This is a genomic window from Serratia sp. YC16 (genome assembly GCF_009707615.1).
Classification (GTDB): domain Bacteria; phylum Pseudomonadota; class Gammaproteobacteria; order Enterobacterales; family Enterobacteriaceae; genus Serratia; species Serratia surfactantfaciens.
Genome location: NZ_WLYN01000002.1, coordinates 131,268 through 144,050, shown reverse-complemented (window position 1 = coordinate 144,050; position 12,783 = coordinate 131,268). Strand labels below are relative to the sequence as shown.

Sequence of the window (12,783 nt, the reverse complement as noted above, 5' to 3'; positions counted from 1 at the left end):
GTTACAACAATGTTAATAGCGGCATTAATGCCGATATCTTGTTGTAATTTGTTACATATTCATGGCAGGATCGCGGCGTTTCTATAACGACGACAACACTCGTTATATCAACGTCGGGCGCGGGTTGCTCCCGCGCTGTTTTATGCTCATGGAGAGATTGCATGCCAATGAAAAAATCACTCGCCGTCTGTTCCGTCGCCCTTTCCGTCACTTTGCTGGCGGGCTGTGCGACCGAATCCTCTCGCACTTTGGAAGTGCCAAAAGTAGCTTCCTACAACACCACTTATCAGGGCCCACGCAGCCCTATCGCCGTCGGTAAATTCGACAACCGCTCCAGCTACATGAACGGCATCTTCTCCGATGGCGTCGATCGACTGGGCAATCAGTCCAAGACTATCCTGATCACGCATTTGCAGCAGACTGGCCGTTTCAACGTGCTGGATCGCGCCAACATGGAAGAGCTGAAAACTGAAGCCGGCATTAAAGGGAAGGCACAAACGCTGAAAGGCGCCAATTATGTGATTACCGGCGATGTCACCGAATTCGGCCGTAAAGAAGTCGGCGATCATCAGCTGTGGGGGATTTTGGGCCGTGGTAAATCACAAGTCGCTTACGCCAAAGTCAATCTGAACGTCGTAAACGTACAGACCTCAGAAGTCGTCTTTTCCTCTCAGGGCGCCGGTGAATACGAACTGTCCAATCGCGAAATCATCGGTTTCGGGGGCACCGCCAGCTACGACTCCACCCTTAACGGCAAGGTGCTGGACCTGGCCGTCCGTGAAGCCGTCAATAACCTGGTCACCGGTATCGAAAACGGCGCATGGCGCCCTGCTAACTAACGGAATAGAAGCAGAAAGATGATAACTAAAAAAATGGGCGGGGCGCTGTTTGCAGCGACCCTGCTGGCCGGCTGCGCCGCGCCGAAAACGCTTTATAATTGGGATGGCTACCAAACTTCTCTCTATCAATACTACCAGCAGGAAGGGCAAAGCCCTGAGCAGCAGATCGCCACGCTGAAAGAGATCGTCGAGAAATCCCGCGCCAAGGATAAAGCCGTACCACCAGGTCTGCATGCGCAACTGGGGCTGCTGTACAGCAAAACCGGCAACGACGGACAAGCAATGAGTGAATTCAACACGGAAAAAACGCTGTTCCCGGAATCGGCGCCGTTTATGAATTTTCTGATGGCCAGGGATAAGGGGAGTTTTAAATGAAGCGTGTACTCACTTTACTCGGCGTTGCCGCCACCCTGCTGCTAAGCGGTTGTGCCAAGCAGACGCCTTATGATTATGCGGCGTTTCATGAGAGCAAACCGAAGTCGATCCTGGTCTTGCCGCCGGTTAACCAGTCGCCGGATATCAAAGCCAGCCACAGCGTACTCGCCAGCGCCACCCTGCCGTTAGCCGAGGCCGGTTACTATGTGCTGCCGGTCGCCGTGGTGGAAGAAACCTTCCTGCAAAACGGTCTAACCAACGCCAACGACATTCGCGCCGTCAGTCCGAAAAAACTGCACCAGATTTTCGGCGCCGACACCGTGCTGTACCTGGATGTCACGCAATACGGCACCAGCTACATGGTGATCAGCAGCGAAACCCGCGTTACCGTCGCCGCTCGTCTGGTCGATTTGCGCAACGGTAAACAGTTATGGGCCGGCACCGCCACCGCATCCAGCAACGAAGGCAACAACAACTCCGGCGGCCTACTGGGCATGGTGATCAGCGCCGCGATTTCACAAATCGCCGATACCATCAGCGACAAAGGATTTGATGTTGGCGCCATCGCCAACACCCGTCTGTTATCGGCGACAGGTCAGAACGGCGCCATTCTTTATGGCCCACGTTCACCTCATTACGCCAGCCAGCGTTAAGCAGTCTCTCGGGCGGCCTTCTCGGGCCGCCTATGCCAAACTTGTCCCTTTTGCCAAAAGTAGCCCATGCTTTAACTGCTCCTCTCCTTCTGGCTAACCGGGACGCTGGCTCATGACGCAAAAAACCACCCTGCTGCAATTTTTCCACTGGTATTACCCCGACGGCGGCAAACTGTGGCGGGAGGCCGCCGAACGCGCCCCGCACCTCGCCGAACTGGGCATCACCGCCCTGTGGCTGCCGCCCGCCTATAAGGGCGCTGCCGGCGGCTACTCCGTCGGCTACGATACTTACGATCTGTTCGACCTGGGCGAATTTGACCAGAAAGGCAGCGTGGCCACCAAATACGGCGACAGGGCGGCGCTCGAACATGCCGCCACTACGCTGCGCGAACACGGCGTGGGGGTGATCTACGACGTGGTGTTCAACCACAAGCTCGGCGCGGACGAAAAAGAACGGGTACACGTGTTCAAAGTGGATGCCAACAACCGCAATGACATCGACGACCAGGGCTTCGACGCGCTGGCCTATACCCGCTTCACCTTCCCCGGCCGCCAGGGCATGCACTCCGAATTTATCTGGGATTACAAATGCTTCGGCGGCGTCGACTACGTTGAGCAACCGGACGACAAAGGGGTATTCAAAATCGCCAACGACTATGGCGACGACGGTTGGAACGATCAGGTCGACGACGAGAAAGGCAACTACGACTATCTGATGGGCGCCGACGTCGAGTTCCGCAACGCCGCCGTGACGGAGGAGCTCAAATACTGGGCGCGCTGGCTGCTGGACAGCCTGCCGTGCGACGGCTTCCGCCTCGACGCCGCCAAACACATTCCCGCCTGGTTTTTCAAAGAGTGGGCGGATCACGTGCGCGGCAGTGCGCAACGCGACCTGTTTATCGTTGCCGAATACTGGTCGCACGATCTCAGCGCGCTGCAACAATACATCGAGTTGGTGGACGGTAAGGTGATGCTGTTCGACGTGGCGCTGCACCTGAAGTTTCATCAGGCGTCGAAACAGGGCGACGGCTTCGACATGGCACAGATCTTCACCGATACCCTGACCGCCGCCGATCCGGCCCATGCGGTGACGCTGGTCGCCAACCATGACACCCAGCCGCTGCAGTCGCTGGAAGCGCCGGTGGAACCCTGGTTCAAACCGCTGGCCTACGCGCTGATCCTGTTGCGCGAACAGGGCGTGCCCTGCGTGTTTTACCCAGACCTGTATGGCGCCAGCTACCGCGACAAAGGGCGCGACGGCGGCGAATACCAAATAGACATGCCGGCGATCCCGGAGCTGGAGAAACTGATCGCCGCTCGCCAGCGCTTCGCCAACGGCCCACAAACCGACTACTTCGACGACAGCCACTGCGTGGCCTTCAGCCGCGCCGGCACCGCCGAGGCCCCCGGCTGCGTGGTGGTGCTGACCAACGGCGGCGAGAGCGGCAAGACGGTCGCGCTCGGCGCCGATCTGGCGCACACCGCCTGGCGCGATTTCCTCGGCAACCGCCAGGAAGAAATCACTACCGACGATCAGGGCAGCGCCCATTTCCCGGTCAATGCCGGCAGCGTCAGCGTTTGGGTGCCGGCCGCCAGCCTGTGAGCGCCCGCCGCCGCGTAATGATGACGCGGCGGCAAAACTAATGTTTGCCTTTCGGGTCTAACTTACGCTATCAACTGCGCAAGCCATTCACACCGGAGCCTAAATAGGGTACAAGGCTGCATGAAAATTCCAAAACGACTCCAGCCGCTGGTTGATGACGGGTTAATCGACGAAGTCATCCGCCGGTTGAAAAGCGGCAAAGAAGCCGACGTGTTTATCGTGCGCTGCGGCGATGAGATCCGCTGCGCCAAAGTGTACAAAGAGGCCGAGAAGCGCAACTTCAAGCAGGCCGTTCACTATCAGGAAGGGCGCAAGGTGCGCAACAGCCGCGACGCGCGCGCCATGAGCAAAGGCTCCAAATTCGGCCGCCAGCAGCAAGAGGAAGCCTGGCAAAACACCGAAGTGGACGCGCTGTATCTGCTGGCCAAGGCCGGAGTGCGGGTGCCGCAGCCGGATATCTGCCTGGACGGCGTGCTGCTGATGGAGCTGATCACCGACGAAGAAGGCCTGGTGGCACCGCGCCTGAGCGATGTTACCCTGACGCCGGAACAGGCGCGCGCCGATCACGCCCTGATGATGAACTACGCGGTGCGCATGCTGTGCGCCGGGCTGGTGCACGGCGACCTGTCGGAATTCAACGTGCTGATGGATAAAGACGGGCCGGTGATCATCGATCTGCCGCAGGTGGTGGACGCCGCCGCCAACAACCACGCCAAAAGCATGTTCGAGCGCGATATCGGCAATCTGGCGGAGTATTACGGCCAGTTCGCACCGGAGCTGCGCGACAGCCAATACGCCAAAGAGATCTGGGCGCTGTATCAGGAAGGCAACCTGACGCCGGACAGCGTGCTCAGCGGCCGGTTCAGCGAAATCCAGAAGCGCGCCGACGTCGGCTCGGTGCTGGAAGAGATCCAGGCCGCCAGCGAGGAGCACCAACGCCGGATGATGGCGCGCAATACGGAAGAGTAACGCGCCGCGCTATTCGACGCGAAACACGTCAGGCCGCTGCGGCGTCGCCGCCTCGTGATAGATATCCCCCAGATAGCCGGCGATCTCCTCTTCGCGCAGTTCGGCCGGCAGCACGATATCGTAGTTGGGGGAATACTTGCGCTCCGGCAGCGTCACGCGGAACAGCCGCCATTCGTCCCCGATGCGCTTCACGCCCACCAGGCGGCCGAACACGTTAAAAATCATCATCCGCCATTCCCCCTCTCGTCGCTTTCAGGCTATAACACTGTGATGCCGCCGCAGTGAAAAGGAAAGCGTATGAGTGAAAAAACGCCGCAGTTCTGGCGCGATCCACAGTTGCCGTTTGTCGAAGCACGCGCCATCGAGGATGGCCGCCAGGTGTGCTACAGCCTGCACAGCCACGAATTCTTTTCCATCGGCGCCATCACCGGCGGCATCAGCACCTATGTCAACGGCGAGCGGCGCATGCAGGTCGGCGCCGGCGATCTGGTGATCATCAACCCGCAGCAGGCGCATGCCTGCAACCCGATAGCCGACCGCCGTTGGTCGTACATCATGTTCTATCTCGATCTCGCCTGGATCGGCGCGCTGCAGCAGGAACTGCTCGGCGGCGACGGCGACCGTTTTGTCCCCTTTAGCCAACCGCTTAGCCGCGATCCAGAGCTGTTCAGCGGCCTGAAGCGGCTGTACGCGCTACTGACGGCTCCGCAGTGCGGCGCGCTGGAAAAGCAGATCGCCATGGTGGAGTATTTCAGCGCCCTGCTGCGCGCGCTGGGCGACATCCGCCATCCCGAAACAACGCCGCATCCCCGGCTGGAAGCGGCGGCGGCGTTCATCGACGCGCACTGCACCCAGGCACTGACGCTGGAAGACATTTGCCGCGCCGCCGCCCTGTCGCCCTCTTACCTGATCCGCGCCTTCCGCCAGCGTTACGGCATGACGCCGCACGCCTATCTGGTCAATCGCCGCGTGCAGCACGGCCACCGCCTGTTGAAAAGCGGCCTGCCGATCGCCGCCGCCGCCAGCGAAAGCGGTTTTGCCGATCAGGCGCACTTTCAGCGCACCTTCAAACAGCTGTTGGCCGCCACGCCGGGCCAGTATCAAAAACCCTCAGCCAGCAGATAGCAGGCGCTGGCCGCCAACAGCAGCGCCATCGCGCGGTTGAAACGCTGCACGTTGCGCGCCTGCCTGAGCAGGCCGCGCAGCATCGCGCCGACATAGGCCCAGCAGGCCACCGAGGCATAGCAAATCACAAAGTAGAGCCCGGCGAACTGCCACAGCAGCAGCCAATCGCCGTCGCCGACAAAGGCGCCGAGGCTGGCCACCGACGCCAGCCACGCCTTGGGGTTCAGCCATTGCATCAGCGCACCGTAGCGCCAGGAAGGCGGCCGTACCGCGCCGCGGCCCAAATTGCCATCATCAAACGCCAGGCGATAAGCCATAAACAGCAGGAAGGCCACGCCGGCCCACTGGATCAAGCGGGTCAACACCGGCCACAGGATCAGCAGCTGGTGCATGCCCAATCCCAGCAGCACCAACAACAGGGTAAACCCCAGCGTGGCGCCGAACACGTGACGCTGGGTCGCGCCAAAGCCGAATTGCGCCCCGGCGCTCAATGCGACGATGTTGACCGGGCCGGGGGTGATGGAGGCCGCCAGCGCAAACGCGGCCATAGAGAGGTAAATGTTCATGATAGGCACCTGAGAAAATATTCACAGGCACCAGAGTGCCGGGCCGCGCCGACCCGGTATTGAACAGAATTGCCCTGTTCGGTTTAACGCGCGATCGCCGCCCGGCGGCGCGGTAGCCCGAAGGTATTGACCGCCATGCCAGCCAGCACCAGCAATGCGCCGCCGAACTGAGCCGGCGACAGCGCTTCGTCCAGCAGCAACCAGGCGGCGAACAGCCCGACCAGCGGCACCAGCAGCGTCAGCGGTGCAACGCGCCAGGTCTCGTAGCGCCCCAGCAGGCTGCCCCACACCGAATAACCGAACAGCGTGGCGGCGAACGCCAGGTAGGCAACCGCCAGCCAGGTGCCGAGCTGCACATGGCTCAGGCTGCTCAGCACCGCCTGCGGGCCGTCGAACAGCCAACTGCAGGCCAGGAACGGCACCACCGGGATCGGCGCGCTCCACACCACCAGCGATAAGATATTACGCTGCGGGAAACCGGCCAGGATCTTCTTGTTGGTCAGGTTGCCCAGCGCCCAGGAAAACGCCGCCGCCAGGGTCAGCAACAGGCCCGCCAGAGGCACCGCGCCGCTGCCCGGCTTATGCAGGCTGGCCTGCGCCAGCACCAGCATGCCGCCGCTGGCGATAGCGATGCCGACGAAATGATTGACGCGCAGCTTGTCGCCCATCAGCACGACCCCCAGCAACAGGGTGAAGAACACCTGCGCCTGCAGCACCAGCGAAGCCAATCCCGCCGGCATGCCCACCTTGATGGCGACGAACAGAAAAGCGAACTGCGCGAAGCTCATGGTCATGCCGTACAGCAACAGCCATTTCCACGGAATGGTCGGGCGCGGGATAAAGAAGATCGCCGGCAACGCCACCAGCAAAAAACGCATTCCGGCCAGCAGAAACGGCGGCATGCCCTGTAAACCGAACTTGATCACGACGAAATTCACGCCCCAGATCACCACCACCAACAGCGCCAACAGCCGATCGCGCAATGTCATCCTCGCCCCGCTTATCCCATTGAAAATTCGCTTTAGCTTGCAGGTTATAGCCAAACCGGGCGTATGGACACCGGCAAAATCCGTCGATTATTCCGGCATCAGGCCGATAAAGGTTGTTTTCTTGCGCGGACCGGTCATCAGCGCTTCCAGCTTCTCCACGCACTGCAGATAGTGCGGAGTCTGCTTGTGCGCCGCCACCGCCTGCTCGTCGCGATAGGCTTCGTAGATGTAAAACCGCGTTGGAATATGCTCATCCTGCAGCACGTCGAAGCGCAGATTGCCCGGCTCTTCGATCGCCCCCAGGTGATTGGCGCGGAAAACCTCGACAAATTCGTCGATCTTGTCCTGTTTAACGTTGATCTCAACCAATGTGACGTGCATGACAGCTCCTTGTTTAAACGGCGCGCCGTAACATGGCGCTTTCCAACCATAGGTTCATTCCCGTCGATTGCCCTGCCGCAACGGCAATTTTGCCGCCTGGCTCACAAATCGCACCGGCGGTGCCCATACCTTCCCCGGCGGGGCAAGGCGGCGGCATCTATAGTTAACACTCCTCCCCCTGAGAGCATAGGCTATGGATAACTACTTGATGGCGCTGGACGCAGGAACAGGCAGTATTCGCGCGGTGATCTTCGATTTGGCGGGCAATCAGATCGCGCACGGCCAGGCGGAGTGGCAGCATCTGGCGGTGCCGGGCGTGCCCGGCTCGATGGAGTTCGACCTCAGCCGCAACTGGCAGCTGGCCTGTCAGTGCATCCGCCAGGCGATGCAACGCGCGGGATTGAGCGCTCAGGCGATCCGCGCGGTGGCCTGCTGCTCGATGCGTGAAGGCATCGTTCTGTACGATCGCAACGGCGTGCCGATCTGGGCCTGCGCCAACGTCGATGCGCGCGCCAGCCACGAAGTCAGCGAGCTGAAAGAGCTGCACAACCACGGTTTCGAACGCGAGGTGTATCACTATTCCGGCCAGACGCTGGCGTTGAGCGCCATGCCACGCCTGCTGTGGCTGGCGCACCATCGGCCGGATATCTACCGCCAGGCGGCGACGCTGACCATGATCAGCGACTGGTTGGCCAACATGCTCAGCGGCGAGCTGGCGGTCGATCCTTCCAACGCCGGCACCACCGGCATGCTGGATCTGGCCAGCCGCGACTGGCGGCCGGCGCTGCTCGATATGGCCGGCCTGCGCGCCGACATGCTGTCGCCGGTGAAAGAGACCGGCAGCGTGCTGGGGCGCGTCACCGAACAGGCGGCGCAGGAGAGCGGGCTGCTGCGCGGCACCCCGGTGGTGATGGGCGGCGGCGACGTGCAACTCGGCAGCTTGGGGCTCGGCATCGTGCGCGCCGGGCAAACGGCGGTGCTCGGCGGCACCTTCTGGCAGCAAATCGTTAACCTGCCGGAGCCGGCCATCGATCCGGAGATGAATATCCGCATCAATCCTCACGTCATTCCCGGCATGGCGCAGGCGGAATCCATCAGCTTCTTTACCGGCCTGACCATGCGCTGGTTCCGCGACGCGTTCTGCGCCGAAGAGAAGCTGCTGGCGGAGCGGTTGGGCGTCGACGCCTACAGCCTGCTGGAAGAGATGGCGGCCAGAGTGCCGCCGGGCGCCTACGGCGTGATGCCAATCTTTTCCGACGCTATGCATTTCAAAACCTGGTATCACGCCGCGCCGTCGTTCATCAACCTGTCGATCGATCCGGAACGCTGCAACAAACAGACGCTGTTTCGCGCGCTGGAAGAGAACGCCGCCATCGTCTCCGCCTGTAATCTGGAGCAGATCGCCGCCTTCTCGGGCGTGCAGGCCCGCTCGCTGGTGTTCGCCGGCGGCGGTGCGAAGGGCAAACTGTGGAGTCAGATCCTCAGCGACGTCACCGGGCTGACGGTACGGGTACCGGTGGTGAAAGAGGCCACCGCGCTGGGCTGCGCCATCGCCGCCGGCGTCGGCGCCGGGCTGTACGAATCGCTGGCCGAAACCGGCGAGCGCCTGGTGCGCTGGGAGCGCGAACATCAGCCGGACATGATCAACCACGCCTTGTATCAGGAGCAGAAGGAAAACTGGCGGCAGGTTTACGCCGATCAGCTGACGCTGGTGGATAACGGCCTGACCACCTCCATGTGGAAAGCGCCGGGGCTTTAAAACGCAAACGGGCGCCGCCAGGCGCCCGTTTGCCCGAGAGTCCGGCTTAAGCCAGCGTTTCCGGCAACACCAACCCGCCGTCAACGACGATCGTCTGCCCGGTAATGTAACCGGCGTCTTCAGACGCCAGGAAACAGACCGCCGCCGCAATATCATCCACGGAGCCCAGCCGTTTCAGTGGAATGGTTCTTTCTATATCCGCGATATACTCCTCCCCCATTTCACTCAGTCCTTCCGTCAGGACGTTGCCCGGCAATACGGCGTTGACGGTGATCTGGTCAGCGGCAAACTCAAGCGCCGCAGAGCGCATAAAGCCCAGCTGCGCCGCTTTACTTGACGCATAATGCGCCCAGCCGGGATAGCCCGTTAAAGGGCCGGTGATCGACGAAGTCAGCACAATCCGCCCGCAGGCGGATTGTTTCAGCCAAGGATACGCCGCCTGCACGCTGAAGAAGGTGCCTTTACTGTTAATAGCGTGAACGTCGTCCCATTGCTGCTCCGTCATCTGATTGAGCGGTACGGAAGGAAAAACACCGGCATTGCAGCACAACACATCCAGGCCGCCATTATGTGCCGCGAAGCGCTCTACGGTCGCGTTGAGTTTGTTGGCGTCGCGGACATCGCAGGCGTACCCTTGCAGCGTCAGTCCCATGCCCTGCGCCTTGTCTTGCGCAGCGGCGATTCTCTCTTCACCGCGCCCCACAATCCCCACCTGAGCGCCTTTTTTGGCGAAATAAAGCGCAATGCCCAACCCGATGCCGCCGCTCCCGCCGGTCACCAACACCTTTCTGCCTGCCATGTTTCCCTCCATTAAAAACAACCTCATTCATCGTTGATAAAATGAAAAAGCAATTAACCCTAGAGTCGAATAGCCGAGAAGTCAAAAATGCAGCAAAAAAATAAGTAATAATTACAATTATTTATATTACTCGGCAAATTATTGACATCGATTGAATGCCAATGAAAGGAGAGCGCCATGCCCGCTTTATAAAGACAGGTTCATTGACCGCTTTTCTTCCAGCAACTTGTCGATCACATCCGGTTCCGCCAGCGTAGAGGTATCGCCATGATTATCGGTATCGCCAATGGCGATATTACGCAGGATGCGACGCATGATTTTGCCGGAACGCGTCTTGGGTAACGCATCCGTCCAGTGCAGCACGTCAGGCACGGCGATAGCGCCGATCTCCTGGCGCACCCAGTTGCGTACCTCGGCATACAGCTCAGGCGTCGGCGCCTCGCCGCGGTTCAACATGACATAGGCGTAAATCGACTGCCCCTTGATGTGATGAGGAATGCCGACCACCGCCGCTTCGGCGATCTTCGGGTGCGACACCAGCGCGGACTCGATTTCGGCGGTCCCCATGCGATGGCCGGAAACGTTCAGCACATCGTCGACGCGGCCGGTTATCCAGTAATCGCCGTCCTCATCGCGACGAGCGCCGTCGCCGCTGAAGTACATGCCTTTAAACGTCGAGAAATAGGCCTGTTCGAAACGTTCATGCTCGCCAATCAACGTACGCGCCTGGCCCGGCCAGGAGTCGAGGATCACCAGGTTGCCCTCACATTCCCCCTCCAATAGCCTGCCGCTGCCATCGACCAGCGCTGGCCGCACGCCGAAAAATGGCCGCGTGGCGGAGCCGGCCTTCAGCTCCGTCACGCCCGGTAGCGGCGTCAGCATGGCGCCGCCGGTTTCAGTTTGCCACCAGGTATCGACAATCGGGCATTTGCCATTGCCGATAGCGCGGTGATACCAGGCCCAGGCTTCCGGGTTGATAGGCTCGCCGGCCGTGCCCATGATGCGCAGCGAATCGCGGCGGGTGCCCTCGGTCGCCCTGTCGCCTTCAGCCATCAGCGCGCGAATGGCGGTCGGCGCGGTGTACAAAATGTTGACCCGGTGCTTATCGATCACCTGCGCCAGGCGATTGGCGCCCGGATAGCCGGGCACGCCCTCAAACATCACCGTGATGGCGCCGCAGGCCAACGGGCCATACAGCAAATAGCTGTGGGTGATCGCCCACCCCATATCGGCGGTGCACCAGAAAACATCGCCATCATGATAGTCGAACACATATTTAAAGCTCAGGGCGGCGTACACCAGATAGCCGCCGGTCGTGTGCAACACCCCTTTGGGTTTGCCGGTCGAGCCGGAGGTATACATGATAAACAGTGGATCTTCGGCGTTCATCTCTTCCGGCGCGCACTCGGCGGCGGCGTCTTGCATCAGCTCATGCCACCAGCAGTCGCGGCCTTCCTGCCAGCCGATCAACGCGCCGATGCGTTGCAGCACCACCACCTTGCTCACGCTGCTCACCCCCGGTTTTTTCAACGCCTCATCGACGTTTTGCTTCAGCGGCACGCGGCGACCGGCGCGCACCCCTTCCTCGGCGGTGATCACCAGTTTCGCGCTGGAACCGATAATGCGCCCGGCTACCGCCTCCGGCGAGAAGCCGCCGAAGATCACCGAAGGCACGGCGCCGATGCGCGCGCAGGCCAGCATCGCAATTGCCGTTTCCGGCACCGTCGGCATGTAGATGGCCACCACGTCGCCTTTGTTAACCCCGAGTGTTTTCAGCACGTTGGCGAAGCGGCAAACGTCGTGATGCAACTGCCGGTAAGTGAATGTCCGGGATTGCGCCGGATCGTCGCCCTCCCAGATGAGAGCGGGCCGATCGCCGCGCTTCGCCAGATGGCGATCCAGGCAGTTGGCTGACACATTCAGCGTGCCGTCCTCAAACCAACGGATGCTGACGCGCCCAGGTTCAAACGAGGTGTTTTTTACCTGAGTATAGGGCCTGATCCAATCCAGAATTTTGCCATGCTCCCTCCAGAAGGCCTCCGGCTCCTGGATTGAACGCCGGTAGTATTGTTCGTATTGTGCCCGATTGATCAGCGCGTTTTGTGCAACGGTGGCGGGAACTGCGCGTTTATGCGGCCGCTTCATAGGCCGTTACTCAGATCGACGGCGATTCTTTTATCTTTTTTGCTTTCCAACCAGCGATCGGTATCCAGCAGCCAAAGTTCGGTAATATCCAGCTCATAAAAACGCCGCGATCCCTGCCGGGCGAACTCAGACAAAGGCGGCATCCATTGCGTTCGAATAGACTCGTCCGGGAATTTTTGACATGAAAAATAACGATAAACCTCGTCCGTTTGATTTTCAGGTACTTCCCTCGACACGCCAATAAACTGCGCGCCATCGATCCCTAATGGAGACTCTACGGGCAAGTCAGCGAGATAAAGAGCGCCGCTGACTCTGTTATCATGGCGCAGGTTTTCAGAATGCCTGGCATGTCGCTCCGAACACCAGATTATTTTCAGCGGTATGCGGTTTACCACATAGCTGAGCGTCGCAGCCCAAACAGAACCATCTAAAGAACGGCTGGCAAGCGTGAAAAATTGAGCGTGCTTTAATAAGAAAAGACTTCTCTCTTTAATTGACATCGACATAATGCCTCCAAATAAAACCCAATAACAAATTTGTAAGAGGTGAGATTTTATATAGCACTGACAATGAAATGTAA

General features: G+C 60.0%; 14 protein-coding genes. 7 read left to right on the top strand and 7 right to left on the bottom strand.

The genetic code is table 11. The features are described from left to right. The first annotated feature begins 167 nt into the window (after nt 1–167). The 5 genes from GKN89_RS08105 to GKN89_RS08085 all read left to right on the top strand — a co-directional run bounded on the left by GKN89_RS08105 (nt 168) and on the right by GKN89_RS08085 (nt 4,439). A complete protein-coding gene (locus GKN89_RS08105; RefSeq protein ID WP_004939528.1) occupies nt 168–839 on the top strand; it encodes a CsgG/HfaB family protein in 672 nt (223 codons plus the stop codon). A gap of 18 nt (nt 840–857) precedes the next feature. After that, nucleotides 858–1,214, top strand: coding sequence for a DUF4810 domain-containing protein (locus tag GKN89_RS08100; RefSeq protein ID WP_060421091.1), 357 nt, complete (start codon nt 858–860; stop codon nt 1,212–1,214). Beyond that, nucleotides 1,211–1,867, top strand: coding sequence for a DUF799 domain-containing protein (locus tag GKN89_RS08095; RefSeq protein WP_060421088.1), 657 nt, complete (start codon nt 1,211–1,213; stop codon nt 1,865–1,867). Before GKN89_RS08100 ends, GKN89_RS08095 begins: the two co-directional genes overlap by 4 nt. 112 nt (nt 1,868–1,979) lie before the next feature. Then, nucleotides 1,980–3,470: an alpha-amylase gene (amyA, locus tag GKN89_RS08090; protein WP_154746750.1), complete on the top strand. Its 1,491-nt coding sequence runs from the start codon at nt 1,980–1,982 to the stop codon at nt 3,468–3,470. Between the two features lie 120 nt (nt 3,471–3,590). Continuing rightward, the gene (locus GKN89_RS08085; protein ID WP_019453901.1) at nt 3,591–4,439 is read left to right on the top strand and encodes a PA4780 family RIO1-like protein kinase; all 849 of its coding nucleotides are present in this window, start codon (nt 3,591–3,593) and stop codon (nt 4,437–4,439) included. A gap of 9 nt (nt 4,440–4,448) precedes the next feature. Here GKN89_RS08085 and GKN89_RS08080 read toward each other — a convergent pair whose 3' ends face one another. After that, the gene (locus GKN89_RS08080) at nt 4,449–4,667 is read right to left on the bottom strand and encodes a hypothetical protein (RefSeq protein WP_019453902.1); all 219 of its coding nucleotides are present in this window, start codon (nt 4,665–4,667) and stop codon (nt 4,449–4,451) included. 69 nt (nt 4,668–4,736) lie between these two features. Between GKN89_RS08080 and GKN89_RS08075 the strand changes: the two genes are divergently transcribed. Further along, the gene (locus tag GKN89_RS08075; RefSeq protein WP_154746749.1) at nt 4,737–5,564 is read left to right on the top strand and encodes an AraC family transcriptional regulator; all 828 of its coding nucleotides are present in this window, start codon (nt 4,737–4,739) and stop codon (nt 5,562–5,564) included. Here the strand turns inward: GKN89_RS08075 and GKN89_RS08070 are convergent. From GKN89_RS08070 to lsrG, 3 genes are all read right to left on the bottom strand, one after another. After that, nucleotides 5,540–6,130 carry a LysE family translocator gene (locus GKN89_RS08070; RefSeq protein WP_154746748.1) on the bottom strand — a complete coding sequence of 197 codons (591 nt, stop codon included), beginning with the start codon at nt 6,128–6,130 and terminating at the stop codon, nt 5,540–5,542. The genes GKN89_RS08075 and GKN89_RS08070 overlap by 25 nt on opposite strands. A gap of 83 nt (nt 6,131–6,213) precedes the next feature. Further along, nucleotides 6,214–7,119, bottom strand: a complete 906-nt coding sequence (locus GKN89_RS08065; RefSeq protein ID WP_025160008.1) for an EamA family transporter — start codon at nt 7,117–7,119, stop codon at nt 6,214–6,216. A gap of 87 nt (nt 7,120–7,206) precedes the next feature. Continuing rightward, a complete protein-coding gene (gene lsrG / locus GKN89_RS08060; RefSeq protein ID WP_063918973.1) occupies nt 7,207–7,500 on the bottom strand; it encodes a (4S)-4-hydroxy-5-phosphonooxypentane-2,3-dione isomerase in 294 nt (97 codons plus the stop codon). A gap of 193 nt (nt 7,501–7,693) precedes the next feature. Between lsrG and lsrK the strand changes: the two genes are divergently transcribed. Then, complete coding sequence (lsrK, locus tag GKN89_RS08055; RefSeq protein WP_195934002.1) at nt 7,694–9,259, top strand: autoinducer-2 kinase; 1,566 nt, start codon at nt 7,694–7,696, stop codon at nt 9,257–9,259. Nucleotides 9,260–9,305: 46 nt separating this feature from the next. Here lsrK and fabG read toward each other — a convergent pair whose 3' ends face one another. From fabG to GKN89_RS08040, 3 genes are all read right to left on the bottom strand, one after another. After that, complete coding sequence (fabG, locus tag GKN89_RS08050; protein WP_019453908.1) at nt 9,306–10,058, bottom strand: 3-oxoacyl-ACP reductase FabG; 753 nt, start codon at nt 10,056–10,058, stop codon at nt 9,306–9,308. A 186-nt stretch (nt 10,059–10,244) separates the two neighbouring features. Next, on the bottom strand, nt 10,245–12,203 hold the full coding sequence (gene acs / locus GKN89_RS08045; protein ID WP_154746747.1) for an acetate--CoA ligase: 1,959 nt from the start codon (nt 12,201–12,203) through the stop codon (nt 10,245–10,247). After that, nucleotides 12,200–12,709: a pyridoxamine 5'-phosphate oxidase family protein gene (locus tag GKN89_RS08040; RefSeq protein ID WP_230328959.1), complete on the bottom strand. Its 510-nt coding sequence runs from the start codon at nt 12,707–12,709 to the stop codon at nt 12,200–12,202. The genes acs and GKN89_RS08040 overlap by 4 nt, the downstream gene beginning before the upstream one ends. Nucleotides 12,710–12,783: the final 74 nt, after the last annotated feature.

Coding starts and splice junctions, on each gene's coding strand:
- GKN89_RS08085 (WP_019453901.1), top strand. CDS start 3,591: ATGAAAATTCCAAAACGACTCCAGCCGCTGGTTGATGACGGGTTAATC.
- fabG (WP_019453908.1), bottom strand. CDS start 10,058: ATGGCAGGCAGAAAGGTGTTGGTGACCGGCGGGAGCGGCGGCATCGGG.
- GKN89_RS08075 (WP_154746749.1), top strand. CDS start 4,737: ATGAGTGAAAAAACGCCGCAGTTCTGGCGCGATCCACAGTTGCCGTTT.
- GKN89_RS08080 (WP_019453902.1), bottom strand. CDS start 4,667: ATGATGATTTTTAACGTGTTCGGCCGCCTGGTGGGCGTGAAGCGCATC.
- GKN89_RS08040 (WP_230328959.1), bottom strand. CDS start 12,709: ATGTCGATGTCAATTAAAGAGAGAAGTCTTTTCTTATTAAAGCACGCT.
- amyA (WP_154746750.1), top strand. CDS start 1,980: ATGACGCAAAAAACCACCCTGCTGCAATTTTTCCACTGGTATTACCCC.
- lsrK (WP_195934002.1), top strand. CDS start 7,694: ATGGATAACTACTTGATGGCGCTGGACGCAGGAACAGGCAGTATTCGC.
- GKN89_RS08095 (WP_060421088.1), top strand. CDS start 1,211: ATGAAGCGTGTACTCACTTTACTCGGCGTTGCCGCCACCCTGCTGCTA.
- GKN89_RS08105 (WP_004939528.1), top strand. CDS start 168: ATGAAAAAATCACTCGCCGTCTGTTCCGTCGCCCTTTCCGTCACTTTG.
- lsrG (WP_063918973.1), bottom strand. CDS start 7,500: ATGCACGTCACATTGGTTGAGATCAACGTTAAACAGGACAAGATCGAC.
- GKN89_RS08070 (WP_154746748.1), bottom strand. CDS start 6,130: ATGAACATTTACCTCTCTATGGCCGCGTTTGCGCTGGCGGCCTCCATC.
- acs (WP_154746747.1), bottom strand. CDS start 12,203: ATGAAGCGGCCGCATAAACGCGCAGTTCCCGCCACCGTTGCACAAAAC.
- GKN89_RS08065 (WP_025160008.1), bottom strand. CDS start 7,119: ATGACATTGCGCGATCGGCTGTTGGCGCTGTTGGTGGTGGTGATCTGG.
- GKN89_RS08100 (WP_060421091.1), top strand. CDS start 858: ATGATAACTAAAAAAATGGGCGGGGCGCTGTTTGCAGCGACCCTGCTG.